Below are 11711 nucleotides of genomic sequence, written 5' to 3' on the forward strand. Positions count from 1 at the left end.
GCTGGCCACTGGTTGCTCATGCCGGGGTCATGGCGGAAGGGCACACTGGGGGGATGCAGGCGTCGTTTCCGTACCTGGCCGATCCGGTTCCCCGTGCGTTCGCGCACCGGGGGTGGCACCTCGACGAACTCGACGGGCTCGAGAATTCGCTGCCGGCGTTCCAGCGGGCGTGCGCGGAGGGGTACCGGTACCTGGAGACGGACGTGCACGCGACCGCGGACGGTGTGGTGGTGGTGCACCACGACGCGAGCTTGGATCGGACGACCGACGGGTCGGGGCCGATTGCGACGCAGAAGTGGGAGCAGCTGAAGAACGTCAAGATCGGGGGGAAGGCTCCGCTGTCGCGGCTGGAGGATCTGCTGGAGGAGCTGCCGAACGCGCGGTTCAACGTCGATGTGAAGGCCGATCGGGCGGTGGAGCCGTTCGTCGAGGTGCTGGAGCGGACGCAGGCGCACGATCGGGTGGCGGCGGCGGCGTTTTCGGACGCGCGGCTGGTGCGGTTGCGGAAGCTGGCGGGGCCGAAGCTGGTGACGGCGATGGGGCCGCGGTCGGCGTTCGCGTTGTGGGCGCGGGGGAAGCTGCCGCTGTTGCCCCTCGGGCGGCTGGTGCTGGGGGCGATGGCGCAGGTGCCGGTGCGTCAGGGTGCGCTGCGGGTGGTGGACAAGGCGTTCCTGTCGATCGCCGGGCGCTCGGGCATCGAGGTGCACGCGTGGACGATCGACGATCCGGCGGAGATGCGGATGTTGCTGGACCTGGGGGTGCACGGGATCGTGACGGATCGGCCGGATCTGTTGCGCGAGGTGCTGATCGAGCGGGGCAAGTGGCAGCGGTCGCAGGAGCTGTGAGCGTCAGCGGGGTGCTTTGCCGTTCCAGGCGGCGTCCCAGGTCTTGGGGCCGAGCAGGCCGCTGTCCTTGATGCCGTTGGAGCGCTGGAGGTCGAGGACGGCGGTGCGGGTCTTGTCGTAGTAGCAGCCGGTGCCGGTGAAGCCGTAGCCGAAGGCGTTCATGCGGAGCTGGAAGGCCTTGAGCGGGGCGGCGCAGTCGCCGTAGGAGTAGACGACGCCGGGCCAGGCGGGCTTGGGGCCGCCGGGTCCCGGTGGCGGGGTGGGCAGGTCTCCCCCGCCGATGTAGGCGGATTCGGCGTAGGTGGGGACGCGCTTGCTGCGGGCGTCGGCGTCGCCGGTGAGCTTGAGCAGGCCGGCGCACTGCCAGGGTTGCCAGCCGCGCATGCGGTAGAGGTAGAGGGCGCGGTAGTCCTGTTCGGCGGGGGCGGCCTGGTCGGGGCGGCCGGTGCCGCCGACGCTGCGCCAGGTGGGCAGGTCGAACTGGTAGGCGCCGTAGTAGCCGTTGCCGGTGTTGGTGGCGTAGCGGCCGCTCGACTCGCACATGCGGAGCTTGGTCCAGGCGCTCGAGGTGGGATCCGCGGAGGCGATGGCGGGGACGGTGAGCTGCAGACCCAGGGCGGCGAGGGCGAGAAGGAGGATTCTCGCGGCGGTGCGTCTCCGGTTCTGGATCATGGGAGCACAGTAGGAGCGTGTCCCACTGACCACAAGAGACACACTGCGCGCCTCAGTCTCACATGAAACTTCTTTCACTCTGGTCAGCGACACGCGGGGCACGGCGGACCGTGATTCGCCCGGAAGTGGCGGATGATCACGAAGCGACGAACCGGGCACGGTTTCGGCGGTTCGGTCATCGGCGTCGTTGCGGCCCAGTATTCTCCGCGCTGACCTGGAAGTTCTCGACATCGAGGAGCCGTGGATGACGCTGGCCGGGACGCGTTCGACCAAGCGCGAGCGCTGGGGCTGGTATTTCTACGACTGGGCGAATTCGCCGTTCTATTCGTCGACGACGACGGTGTTCGGCGCCCTTTCGATGAGCTCGATCGCGGCGGCGGACGCGAAGTCGAACATCACCCTTAACGGGGACCACGCGTGCGTGAACGCGGCCGGCGCGGCGGACACGTTGCACAACTGCGACGTGACGTTGTTCGGGCTGCAGTTCCCGGCCGGTTCGGTGTGGGGGTACCTGCTGTCGGTGGCGACGGTGGTGCAGGTGCTGGTGCTGCCGATCGCCGGTGCGGTGGCCGACCGCAGCCACCACAAGCGCCGGATCCTGGGCGGGTTCGCGTTCCTCGGTGCGGCCGCGGCGGCGGCGATGTTCTTCCTGGCCGGTTCGGACTGGCAGCTGGGCGTGGTGCTGTTCGTCGTGGCCAACATCGGCTACGGCGGGTCGCTGGTCGTCTACTACTCGTTCCTGGTCGACATCGGCGGCCCGGACGAGCGGGACGACATCTCGGCGAAGGGCTGGGCGTTCGGGTACTTGGGTGGCGGGCTGGCGCTGGCGTTGCAGCTGGGGTTCTACCTCGGGCACGACGCGTTCGGCGTCAGCAAGGGCATGGCGGTGCAGATCTGCTTCCTGACCTCGGGGCTGTGGTGGGCGCTGTTCACGTTCCCCGCGGTGCGGGCGCTCCCCCGCAGGCACACGCCGGTCGACGTCGTGCCGGGGCGGTCGGTGCTGCGCGCGGGCTTCGCGGAGCTGTGGCAGACGGTCAGGGCGGCGAGGGCCTATCCGTTGACGCTGGCGTTCCTGGGCAGCTACCTGGTCTTCACCGATGGGATCAACACCGTGGTGACGGTGTCGGCGCAGTACGGCAAGGACGAGCTGGGCTTCGGCGACTCGGTGCTGATCGTGACGATCCTGGTGATCCAGTTCGTGGCGTACCTGGGCGGGACGCTGCACGGGCTGGTGGCGCGGCGGATCGGGGCGAAGCGGACGATCCTGGGGAGCCTGGTGGTGTGGGTGGTCGTGCTGGCCGGGGCGTACTTCGTGCAGCCGAAGCAGCTGGTGCAGTTCCTGGCGGTGGCGGTGGGGATCGGACTGGTGCTGGGCGGGACGAACGCGCTGTCGCGGTCGTTGTTCAGTCAGCTGATCCCGGCGGGCAAGGACGCGCAGTACTACTCGCTCTACGTCGTGGGTGAGCGCGGGACGTCGTGGCTGGGGCCGCTGCTGTTCGCGGGGGTCGGGCAGGCGACGGGGTCGTTCCGGCTGGCCATCATCGCGCTGGTGGTCTTCTTCGCGGCGGGTTTGGTGCTGGTGTGGCTGGTGCCGGTGCGGCGGGCGATCGTGGCGGCGGGCAACACGCCGCCGGAGGTGCTGTGACCCTGTGACGTGGGTCGTTCGGCTGTCACCCGGCGCGAGGTGACGGCCGCGTCAAGCCACCGATAGGGTCAGGTGTCGTGACCTTGTTGAACGACCGGGCCGGCGGCCCCGACCCGACCGACGCCCTCTCGTCGGTGCCCGCGGCCGGTTCGCGCCGCGGGACGCCGCCGGTGGGCAGGCTGAAGTTCTGCTACGGGCCGATGGACTGCGGGAAGTCGACCCTGGCGCTGCAGATCGACCACAACCACGCGCGCCAGGGCCGGCGCGGCCTGGTGCTGGTGCGCCACGACCGGTCGGGCGCGCCGCGGATCTCGAGCCGGATCGGGCTGAGCCGGCAGGCGGTCGAGGTCGGCGAGGACACCGACGTGCGGGACCTGGTGCGGCAGGAGTGGGCGCGGGGGCAGCACGTGGACTACGTGGTCGTGGACGAGGCGCAGTTCCTCTCCCCCGGGCAGGTCGACCAGCTGGCGGAGCTGGCCGACGAGGTCGAGATCGACGTGTACTGCTTCGGCATCGCGACGGACTTCCGGAGCCGGCTGTTCCCGGGTGCCGCTCGCCTGTTCGAACTGGCGGACGAGCTGCAGCCGGTCCAGGTGGAGGTTTTGTGCTGGTGCGGGCTGCCCGGGCGGTTCAACGCGCGGGTGCTCGACGGCGAGGTGGCGCGTGCGGGCGACACCGTCGTGGTGGCAGATACCGAACAATCCGTAGTTGAATCTTCAGCTTCGGCCGGTTTTGAGGCCGAAAACACTACTGTGCGTTATCAGGTATTGTGTCGCCGCCACTTTCGATCGGGTGACTTGGGGCCCGTTACTGGTCGTCACGGTCAGTTACGGTTGGCCTGACGTGGGCACCAGTAGCCCATCCGGGGGATATCAGCACTAAGAAGGCCGTATTGACGTCACGCCGGAGCGCGAAACGCCTCCTACTAGAGGAAGCTGATGCCGTTGGGTGACGCAGCTCATCGTGAGCAACGACATGGTCGTCCGGGAATCCCCGGGGGTACTTGGTCGTTGCATAGGGTGAGCATCACCCAGGCTCCACCCGGAGCTGACTGAAAGGACCCCCATCATGGCCGACCGTGTTCTTCGTGGAAGCCGGCTGGGAGCGGTCAGCTACGAGACCGACCGCAACCACGACCTCGCCCCACGCCGCACTGTGCGTTACGCCTGCCCGAAGAACCACGAGTTCGAGGTGCCGTTCTCCGACGACGCCGAGATCCCGACGGTCTGGGAGTGCCGCCTGCACGGCAGCGAATCGGAGATCGTGGACGGCGGGCAGCCCGAGCAGAAGAAGGTCAAGCCGCCGCGCACCCACTGGGACATGCTGCTCGAGCGGCGCACGATCCCCGAGCTCGAGGACCTGTTGAACGAACGTCTCGCCGAGCTGAAGGGCCGGCGGACCTCCCGGTCCGCGTAACCCTTCGAGCGTCGGCCCGTAGCCACCGCTCCCGCCACAACGGAAAGGCCCCGCGACCTCCCCCCGCGGGGCCTTTCGCATGCCCGCGCTATCCCGCCGCGGCGCTGAACGGGCCGCGGAGAGCCGCCCACTGCAGCAGCATGATCGTCTTCGCGTCCGAGATCTCTCCCGTCTCGATCTTCTTGAGAGCGTCCTCGAAGCGCAGCTGCACCACCTCGATGTCCTCCCCCTCCGCCGCGATCCCGCCGCCCTCGCCGCGGTCCGCCGGGTCGTACGGCGCCGCGTAGCAGTGCAGGCGCTCGGTCACCGAGCCCGGGCTCGGGTAGACGTCGAAGACGCGCTCCAGCTCGCCGATGCGGACGCCCGTCTCCTCCTGAGCCTCGCGGCGGATCGCCGTCTCCGGGTCGTCGGCGTCCAGCAGGCCCGCGGCCATCTCCAGGAACATGCCGTCCGGGTGGTCGTTGACGTAGACGGGATAGCGGAACTGCCGCGTCAGCAGCACCGTGCCGCCCTCGACGTCGTAGAGCAGCACGGTGGCGCCGTTGCCGCGGTCGTAGGTCTCCCGCTGCTCGCTGGTCCACCGGCCATCCCGGTGCTGGTAGTCGAACGTCGTGCGGCGCAGGACGTACCAGGCCGAGGACAGCACTTCCACGTCGGTGACGCGGACGCGGGGGTTGCGGTCGGGGGCGCTTGCGATGGTGGTCATGCCGCGACCATAATGTGCATGACTCGGCAGAAACAAGGAGGACCGTGCATGTTGGTCGGTGAACGTCGCGACCTGCTGCTCGCCCGGCTCGCGGCCGAGGGCAAGGTGCTGGCCAAGGACGTCGCGGCCGAGCTGGGCGTCTCGGAGGACAGCATCCGCCGGGACCTGCGCGACCTGGCCGCCGCCGGGCTCTGCCAGCGCGTCTACGGCGGCGCGCTGCCCGTCTCCCCCGCCGTCGCCGACTACGCGAGCCGCACGGCGATCGCCGTCGACGGCAAGGACCGCGTCGCGCAGGTCGCCGCGAGCCTGGTCCGGCCCGGGTCGACCGTCATCCTCGACGGCGGCACCACCACCCTCGCCGTCGCGAAAGCCCTGCCCGGGGACCTCGAGGCCACCGTCGTCACGCACAGCCCGACCGTCGCCGTGGCCCTCCTCGACCACGCGAACGTCGAGGTGTTCCTGCTGGGCGGGCGCCTGTTCCGGCACTCCGCGGTCACCTGCGGCGCCGCCGCGGCCGAGGCCGCCCAGGCGATCAGCGCCGACGTCTTCCTGCTCGGCGTCACCGGCGTCCACCCCGACGCCGGGCTCACCACCGGTGACGCCGAGGAGGCCGCGATGAAACGCACCCTGGCCCGGCGTGCTGCCGACACCTACGTGCTGGCCAGCGCCGAGAAGCTCGGGGCGGCCTCGCGATTCACCGTCCTGCCCCTCGCCGACGTCGCCGGCGTGATCACCGATGCGGAGAACGTGCAGGAACTTGCAGAGCGGGTGCCGATCCTGCGGGCATGACTTCGACGTACCACTCCCGGCCCGCCACCACCGCGAACAACGGCGCCGGCAGCCACACGAGCACCCGCAACACCGCCGCGAGCCGCCCGGTGCCGCGAACGTCGGACACGTGCGCCGCCAGCGCGGCCTGCTTGCGCCCGGCGAACCGCCGCACGTCGAACCGGTGGGTGACCGACGAGGCCGGGCTGTAGGCGCGCTCGAGCGCTTCGACGTCGTACTCGAACGGGATGCGCAGCACCCGCAGGACCCGGACGAACCGCAGCGCGAAGTCGCGGGGCAGCGTGGCCTCCAGCAGCCGCGTCCCGCTCAGGCGGGCCGCTCGCCGGGCGACTTGGTGGACCTTGACGTGGTCTCGGTGGCCGTAGCCGCCGTTGGGGTCGTAGCCCAGCAGGACGTCGGCCCGCTCCTCGTGCAGGATCGCGGCGAGCCGGTGCGCGGCCTCCTCGGTGTCGGCGCGGGCGAAGCGCTGCCGGCCGGGCGGGTCCGGGTACAGCTCGGGCCCGTGCCCGCTGTCGGCGTACCCCAGGTGCACGACGCGCCGGACGCCGAGGATGGCCGCGCTCGCCTCCAGCTCGGCCCACCGCGGGCTGGGCACCGAAGCGTCCATGCCGTCGGTGGCCACGACGACCACCACCCGGTGCCCGTCGGCCGCCGCGCGGGCGAGGGTGCCGCCGCTGAGCAGGACGGGGTCGTCGGCGTGGGCGTGGAAGGCCACGATGGTCGTCATCGGCCCCATGATGGCCGAGAACGGGAGAAGGCGACGTGAGTGAGCACCGGGTCCGGTTCGCGGCGCTGTTCGACGCCGAGGTCCGCCCGCACAACGAGCGGTTCCGCGCCGCGGCCGCGGTGAAACCCGGCGAGGACGTCCTCGACGTCGGCTGCGGCACCGGCGAGTCCACCCGCGAAGCCGCGCAGGCGGGCGCGACGGCGCTGGGCGTCGACGTTTCGGAAGCCGCCATCGCGAGGGCTCGCGAGCTTGGCGGGGCGAGGTTCGAGGTCGCCGACGCGCAGACCCACGCGTTCGCGGCCGCGGCGTTCGACGTCGTGCTCAGCCGGTTCGGGGCGATGTTCTTCCCCGACCCGCCCGCGGCGTTCGCCAACCTCGCCCGCGCGCTGCGGCCCGGCGGCCGCCTGGTGCTGCTGGTGTGGCAGGAGCGGGCCCGCAACGAGTGGTACTCGGTGCTGCACGACGCCGTCGCGCCCGGCACCACCCCGCCACCCGCCGGGCCGCACTTCTCCCTCGGGAACCCTGATCGCACGCGCGCGCTACTCGAAGGCGCCGGGTTCCGCGACGTCGAGTTCACCGAGCTGCGCGAGCCCGTCTGCTACGGGCCTGATGCGGCGACGGCGTGCGAGTTCGCCCTCGGTCTCAAGGACGTCCAGGAGCTGCGGCCCACCGCGGACGCCCCGGCCCGCCTGCGAGCCGCGTTCGCCGCGCGCGAAACCCCGGACGGCGTGCTGCTGGGCGCCCGGACGTGGATCGTGACCGCCCGGCTCAGCCGCGCTTGAGCAGCCGCCGGACCTGCTGCCATCGGCGCTCGGCGCCCCACTTCGCCACCCGCAGGAACGCCTCACGGATGATCGAGCCGTCCATCTTGGACTCGCCGATCTCGCGTTCGGTGAAGGTGATCGGCACCTCGACGATTTCGAACCCGGCTTCGGCCGTGCGGATCGTCAGGTCGATCTGGAAGCAGTAGCCGTGCGAGTTGACCTCGTCCAGCGCCAGCTTCTCCAGCACCGGGCGCCGGTAGGCGCGGAAACCGGCCGTGATGTCGCGCGTGCGCATGCCGAGCGCGATCTGCGAGTAGACGTTGGCGCCGCGCGAGAGCACCTGGCGCTTCAGCGGCCAGTTCACCACGGCGCCGCCCGGCACGTACCGCGACCCGATGGCCAGGTCCGCGTCACCGACCGCGTCCAGCAGCCGCGGCAGGTCCTCCGGCGCGTGCGAGCCGTCGGCGTCCATCTCGACGATCGTGTTGTACTCCCGCGCCAGGCCCCACCGGAACCCGGCGATGTAGGCCGCCCCCAGCCCCGCCTTCTCGGTCCGGTGCATGACGTGGACGTTCTCGTTCGCGGCCGCGCGCTCGTCGGCCAGCTCGCCGGTGCCGTCCGGGCTGCCGTCGTCCACCACGAGCACGTGCACGTCCGGGAGTACCTTGTGCAGGCGATCCAGGATCGGGCCGAGGTTCTCCCGCTCGTTGTACGTCGGGATCACCACCAGCACCGGCTCGATTCCCCGGGCCCCCCGCGGCGCCTGCGACATCCGTGCTCCTCCGATATCCGCGGCGGTCAGTCCGCCGCTTCCCCTGCCGTGCCGGCGCTGCCGCGCCGGGTGCGAAAACGGAGCACGAGCCCGCCGGCCACCCCGGCGATCGCCAGTGCCAGCAGCCCGTACTCCGTCCACGCACCGAGTCGATCCGACAGCGTAGTCTGCGTCCGCAGCGGGACGCGCCCGACCAGGGAATCCGCGGTGAAAAGGCCCGTTGAGCTGGTAACCGTCCCGTCGGGGGCGACGATCGCGCTCACTCCTGAGACGGCGGACACCACGACCGCGCGACCGTGCTCGACCGCCCGCAGCCGCGACATGGCCAGCTGCTGGAGGCTCATCTCGCTCTCGCCGTACCAGGCGTTGTTGGTCGGCACGACGAGCAGCTCGGCGCCGTCGCGCACCGCGTCGCGGCCCGGGTAGTCGAACGCCGCTTCGTAGCAGACGAACGCGCCGACCTTGGTGCCCGCGACGGCCAGGGCCTGGTTGGTGCCGTCGCCGGGGACCATGTCGACGGTCTCGGAGTCGAGGAACGGCGTGACGAGCTCGGCGAGCTTCCGCGCGGGGACGTATTCGCCGAAGGGCACCAGCTGCTGCTTGGCGTAGCGAGCGCCGGGGCCGGTGTGCGGGTCCCAGGCGATGACGGAGTTCTGGAGGTGCCGGTCGGGCAGCTCGTAGATCGCGCCGATCAGCGCGGGCACGCCGAAGTTCGCGACGAGCTGGTCGACCTGCGGGTCGGGCCCGGTGACGGTGGTCGCGCTTTCCGGCCACAGCAGCAGGTCCGGCTTCGGGACCTTCCCGGCGTGGATGGCGTCGAGGAGCCGTTCGCTTTCGGCGATGGTGTTGCGGCGCAGGACTTCCCGCTGGCCCTGCAGCGCCAGCCCGATGTTCGGGGCGTTGCCCTGCACGGTCGCGACGGTCCGTTCGCCGTCCTGGGCGTCGGTGCCGATCGTCGGCCAGAGCGCCAGGCCGGCCACGACGGGCAGCAGCGTGCCGGCGGCGGCGAACACGGCCGGGCGGGTCCGCAGCGCGGCCATGAGCGCCGCCCGGCCGTCCCAGAGGCGTCCGAGGAGAGCGGCCAGGCAGAAGCCGGTGAGGACGACGGCCAAGCCGACCAGCGGCGCGCCGCCGATCGAGGCGAGCGGCAGGAACGCGCCTTCGGGCTGGCTGAAGGCGACGCGGCCCCACGGGAAGCCGCCGAACGGGAACCACGCGCGCGGAGTCTCCAGCGCGATGAACACCAGCGCGGCCCACAGCGGCCCGGCCGGCAGGCGGGACACCAGCGTGATCAGGCCGCCGGCGAGGCCGTAGTAGAGCGCCAGCGCGAACGACAGGCCCAGCCACGGCCACGGGCCGAAGTCGGGGCCCAGGAAGTCGAGCAGCCACGTCAGCAGCGGGAGGAAGAAGACGAACCCGAACGCGAAGCCGTAGCCGAACGCGCCGCGGAAGCGGCGCCGGCCGCGCAGCACGAGCGCGAACCCGGCGAACGCCAGCGGCGCCAGCCACCACAGCGGGCGTGGCGCGAAGCTCAGGTAGTAGGCGAACCCGGACACCAGCGCGCCGGCCAGCCGCAGCAGCCAGGCACGCGGGAACCGCCGGGTACGGGCGGGTTGGTGCGGGGCGCCCGGTTCGGGGTCCGCCACGGTGACTGCCACGGGTGAGAACTCTAGGTGATGGCGTCGTGGAGGACTTCACCCGCGCGGACCGTGCGCAGGCACCGCGGCAGCGCGGCGCCCGGTTCCAGCCTCGGCAGCGGCGGGACGCCGGCGCGCGGGTCGGTGGACCAGCGCTGCACCCGGCTGTCCGGGGTCGCGACGACGAGGTCGGTCGCGTCCCAGATCGCGTAGTGCGCCGGGGCGCCCGGGACGAGGCTGCCGGTGACGCCGTCGGTGACCCCGGCGGCGCGGTGCCCGGCCCGGGTGTGGGCGGTGAACGCCGCCCGCGGCGACAGCCCCGCACCCGCGGTGCGGTGGTAGGCGGCCGCGCGGACGCTCGCCCACGGGTCGAGTGGCGTCACCGGCGCGTCGGAGCCGAAGGCCAGCAGGACGCCTTCCGCGGCCAACGTCGAAAACGGGTTGAGCCCGGCCGCGCGGTCCGCGCCGAGCCGTTCGGCGTACATGCCGTCCTCGCCGCCCCACCGGGCGTCGAACAGCGGCTGCATCGACGCGACCACGCCCCAGCCGGCCAGCAGCTTCGCCTGCTCGGCGGTGACCATCTCCAGGTGCTCGAGGCGGTGGTGGCGGGCGGCCAGGGCACGCTGGCCGACCTCCTTCTCGGCGAGCCGGAAGCCTTCGACGACCTCGGCGACGGCGGCGTCGCCGATGACGTGGAACCCCGCCTGCAGCCCGGCTTCGGTGCACGCGGCCAGGTGCTCGCCGATGCGGTGCGCGTCGAGGTAGCGCGTGCCGGATCCGGCGTGGTCGGCGTACGGCGTGCTCAGGGCGGCGGTGTGGGAGCCGAGCGCGCCGTCGACGAACAGGTCGCCGGCCAGGCCGCGGGCGCCGAGCGCGCGGGCGGTGTCGACGGCGCCCAGCTCGCCCCAGTAGCCGACGACCTCGGGCGTGCCGGGGCCGGCGAGGGCGAGCAGGGCGGCGAAGTCGTCGCGGCCGGAGATGTCGGGGCCGCCGCATTCGTGGACGCTGACGATTCCGTGCTGTGCGGCTTCGGCGAGGAACGCGCGCTGGGCGCGTTCGCGCTGGTCCGGGGTGATCGCGGCGCGCACGGCCGCGCGGACGGCGTGGTGGGCGGCGCGGGTCAGCGAGCCGTCGGGCGACCAGCCCGCGGCGTCGCGGGCGGCCGGGGCGAGCGCGACCAGAGCCGTGGAGACCAGCGCGGAGTGGACGTCGACGCGGCTGAGGTAGACGGGCGTGCCGCCGGCGGCGGCGTCGAGCTCGGCGCGGCTGGGCAGCCGCGGGTCGGTCCAGGCGCTCTCGTCCCAGCCGTGGGCGAGCAGGACCTGGCCGGGGACGACGGCGTCGCGTACGCGGGCCAGCAGTTCGGCGCTGCTGTGGACGCCGGTGAGGTCGAGGCCGGTCAGGTGCAGGCCGGTGGCGGTGGCGTGGACGTGCGCGTCGACGAAGGCGGGGGCCACGAAAGCGCCCTGGAGGTCGACGATCTCGGCGCCGGGGTGCAGGGCACGGGCCGGGGCGTCCTGGCCGACCCAGACCACGGTGCCGCCGGTGACCGCCATCGCCGTGGCGTCCGGGCCGGCGGGGGTGTAGACGCGCCCGCCGAGCAGGAGCGTCGTGTGTTCGTCCGTCACGCCCTTGAGTCTCCCCCGGGCGGCAGCGCCCTCGGCACCTGGGTGAAGGCACACCAGCAGACAGGAAGATTTACTCCGTGAGAACGTTATGACAGGATATTTTAACGCGT

12 protein-coding genes are annotated in these 11711 nt (G+C 72.0%); 6 read left to right on the forward strand and 6 right to left on the reverse strand.

What is annotated here, in order from left to right; genetic code table 11:
- Positions 1–53 precede the first annotated feature (53 nt).
- The gene (locus OG738_RS34420; protein WP_329047323.1) at positions 54–845 is read left to right on the forward strand and encodes a glycerophosphodiester phosphodiesterase; all 792 of its coding nucleotides are present in this window, start codon (positions 54–56) and stop codon (positions 843–845) included.
- A gap of 3 nt (positions 846–848) precedes the next feature.
- Here OG738_RS34420 and OG738_RS34425 read toward each other — a convergent pair whose 3' ends face one another.
- Complete coding sequence (locus tag OG738_RS34425; RefSeq protein WP_329047324.1) at positions 849–1517, reverse strand: transglycosylase family protein; 669 nt, start codon at positions 1515–1517, stop codon at positions 849–851.
- 244 nt (positions 1518–1761) lie between these two features.
- On the opposite strand from OG738_RS34425, the gene OG738_RS34430 reads away from it, so the two are divergent.
- The 3 genes from OG738_RS34430 to OG738_RS34440 all read left to right on the forward strand — a co-directional run bounded on the left by OG738_RS34430 (position 1762) and on the right by OG738_RS34440 (position 4578).
- Complete coding sequence (locus OG738_RS34430) at positions 1762–3162, forward strand: MFS transporter (RefSeq protein ID WP_329047325.1); 1401 nt, start codon at positions 1762–1764, stop codon at positions 3160–3162.
- A gap of 77 nt (positions 3163–3239) precedes the next feature.
- A complete protein-coding gene (locus OG738_RS34435) occupies positions 3240–4004 on the forward strand; it encodes a thymidine kinase (protein WP_329047326.1) in 765 nt (254 codons plus the stop codon).
- A 226-nt stretch (positions 4005–4230) separates the two neighbouring features.
- Entirely contained in the window at positions 4231–4578 is a 348-nt protein-coding gene (locus tag OG738_RS34440) for an RNA polymerase-binding protein RbpA (RefSeq protein ID WP_003081521.1), read from the forward strand.
- A gap of 88 nt (positions 4579–4666) precedes the next feature.
- Here the strand turns inward: OG738_RS34440 and OG738_RS34445 are convergent, their stop codons facing one another.
- On the reverse strand, positions 4667–5284 hold the full coding sequence (locus OG738_RS34445) for an NUDIX domain-containing protein (protein WP_329047327.1): 618 nt from the start codon (positions 5282–5284) through the stop codon (positions 4667–4669).
- A gap of 48 nt (positions 5285–5332) precedes the next feature.
- On the opposite strand from OG738_RS34445, the gene OG738_RS34450 reads away from it, so the two are divergent.
- Positions 5333–6073 (forward strand): DeoR/GlpR family DNA-binding transcription regulator, encoded by a 741-nt coding sequence (locus tag OG738_RS34450; RefSeq protein ID WP_329047328.1) that lies wholly within the window; start codon positions 5333–5335, stop codon positions 6071–6073.
- Here the strand turns inward: OG738_RS34450 and OG738_RS34455 are convergent.
- A complete protein-coding gene (locus OG738_RS34455) occupies positions 6015–6800 on the reverse strand; it encodes a PIG-L deacetylase family protein (protein ID WP_329047329.1) in 786 nt (261 codons plus the stop codon). The genes OG738_RS34450 and OG738_RS34455 overlap by 59 nt on opposite strands.
- 35 nt (positions 6801–6835) lie before the next feature.
- Between OG738_RS34455 and OG738_RS34460 the strand changes: the two genes are divergently transcribed.
- Positions 6836–7582, forward strand: a complete 747-nt coding sequence (locus tag OG738_RS34460) for a class I SAM-dependent methyltransferase (RefSeq protein ID WP_329047330.1) — start codon at positions 6836–6838, stop codon at positions 7580–7582.
- On the opposite strand, the gene OG738_RS34465 is transcribed toward OG738_RS34460, so the two are convergent.
- The 3 genes from OG738_RS34465 to OG738_RS34475 are packed head-to-tail and all read right to left on the reverse strand — an operon-like array spanning position 7569 to position 11601.
- Complete coding sequence (locus tag OG738_RS34465) at positions 7569–8336, reverse strand: polyprenol monophosphomannose synthase (RefSeq protein ID WP_329047331.1); 768 nt, start codon at positions 8334–8336, stop codon at positions 7569–7571. The two genes, OG738_RS34460 and OG738_RS34465, sit on opposite strands and share 14 nt — an antisense overlap.
- A 26-nt stretch (positions 8337–8362) precedes the next feature.
- Complete coding sequence (lnt, locus tag OG738_RS34470) at positions 8363–9994, reverse strand: apolipoprotein N-acyltransferase (RefSeq protein WP_329047332.1); 1632 nt, start codon at positions 9992–9994, stop codon at positions 8363–8365.
- 11 nt (positions 9995–10005) lie between these two features.
- The gene (locus tag OG738_RS34475) at positions 10006–11601 is read right to left on the reverse strand and encodes an amidohydrolase (RefSeq protein ID WP_329047333.1); all 1596 of its coding nucleotides are present in this window, start codon (positions 11599–11601) and stop codon (positions 10006–10008) included.
- Between the last annotated feature and the right edge of the window lie 110 nt (positions 11602–11711).

The sequence above is a fragment of the Amycolatopsis sp. NBC_01488 genome, from assembly GCF_036227105.1.
Lineage (GTDB): Bacteria > Actinomycetota > Actinomycetes > Mycobacteriales > Pseudonocardiaceae > Amycolatopsis.

What these genes read in the sequence shown, in the direction of transcription:
- OG738_RS34440 (WP_003081521.1), top strand. Translation starts at nt 4,231, where the DNA reads ATGGCCGACCGTGTTCTTCGTGGAAGCCGGCTGGGAGCGGTCAGCTAC.
- OG738_RS34465 (WP_329047331.1), bottom strand. Translation starts at nt 8,336, where the DNA reads ATGTCGCAGGCGCCGCGGGGGGCCCGGGGAATCGAGCCGGTGCTGGTG.
- OG738_RS34445 (WP_329047327.1), bottom strand. Translation starts at nt 5,284, where the DNA reads ATGACCACCATCGCAAGCGCCCCCGACCGCAACCCCCGCGTCCGCGTC.
- OG738_RS34420 (WP_329047323.1), top strand. Translation starts at nt 54, where the DNA reads ATGCAGGCGTCGTTTCCGTACCTGGCCGATCCGGTTCCCCGTGCGTTC.
- OG738_RS34430 (WP_329047325.1), top strand. Translation starts at nt 1,762, where the DNA reads ATGACGCTGGCCGGGACGCGTTCGACCAAGCGCGAGCGCTGGGGCTGG.
- OG738_RS34450 (WP_329047328.1), top strand. Translation starts at nt 5,333, where the DNA reads ATGTTGGTCGGTGAACGTCGCGACCTGCTGCTCGCCCGGCTCGCGGCC.
- OG738_RS34455 (WP_329047329.1), bottom strand. Translation starts at nt 6,800, where the DNA reads ATGACGACCATCGTGGCCTTCCACGCCCACGCCGACGACCCCGTCCTG.
- OG738_RS34425 (WP_329047324.1), bottom strand. Translation starts at nt 1,517, where the DNA reads ATGATCCAGAACCGGAGACGCACCGCCGCGAGAATCCTCCTTCTCGCC.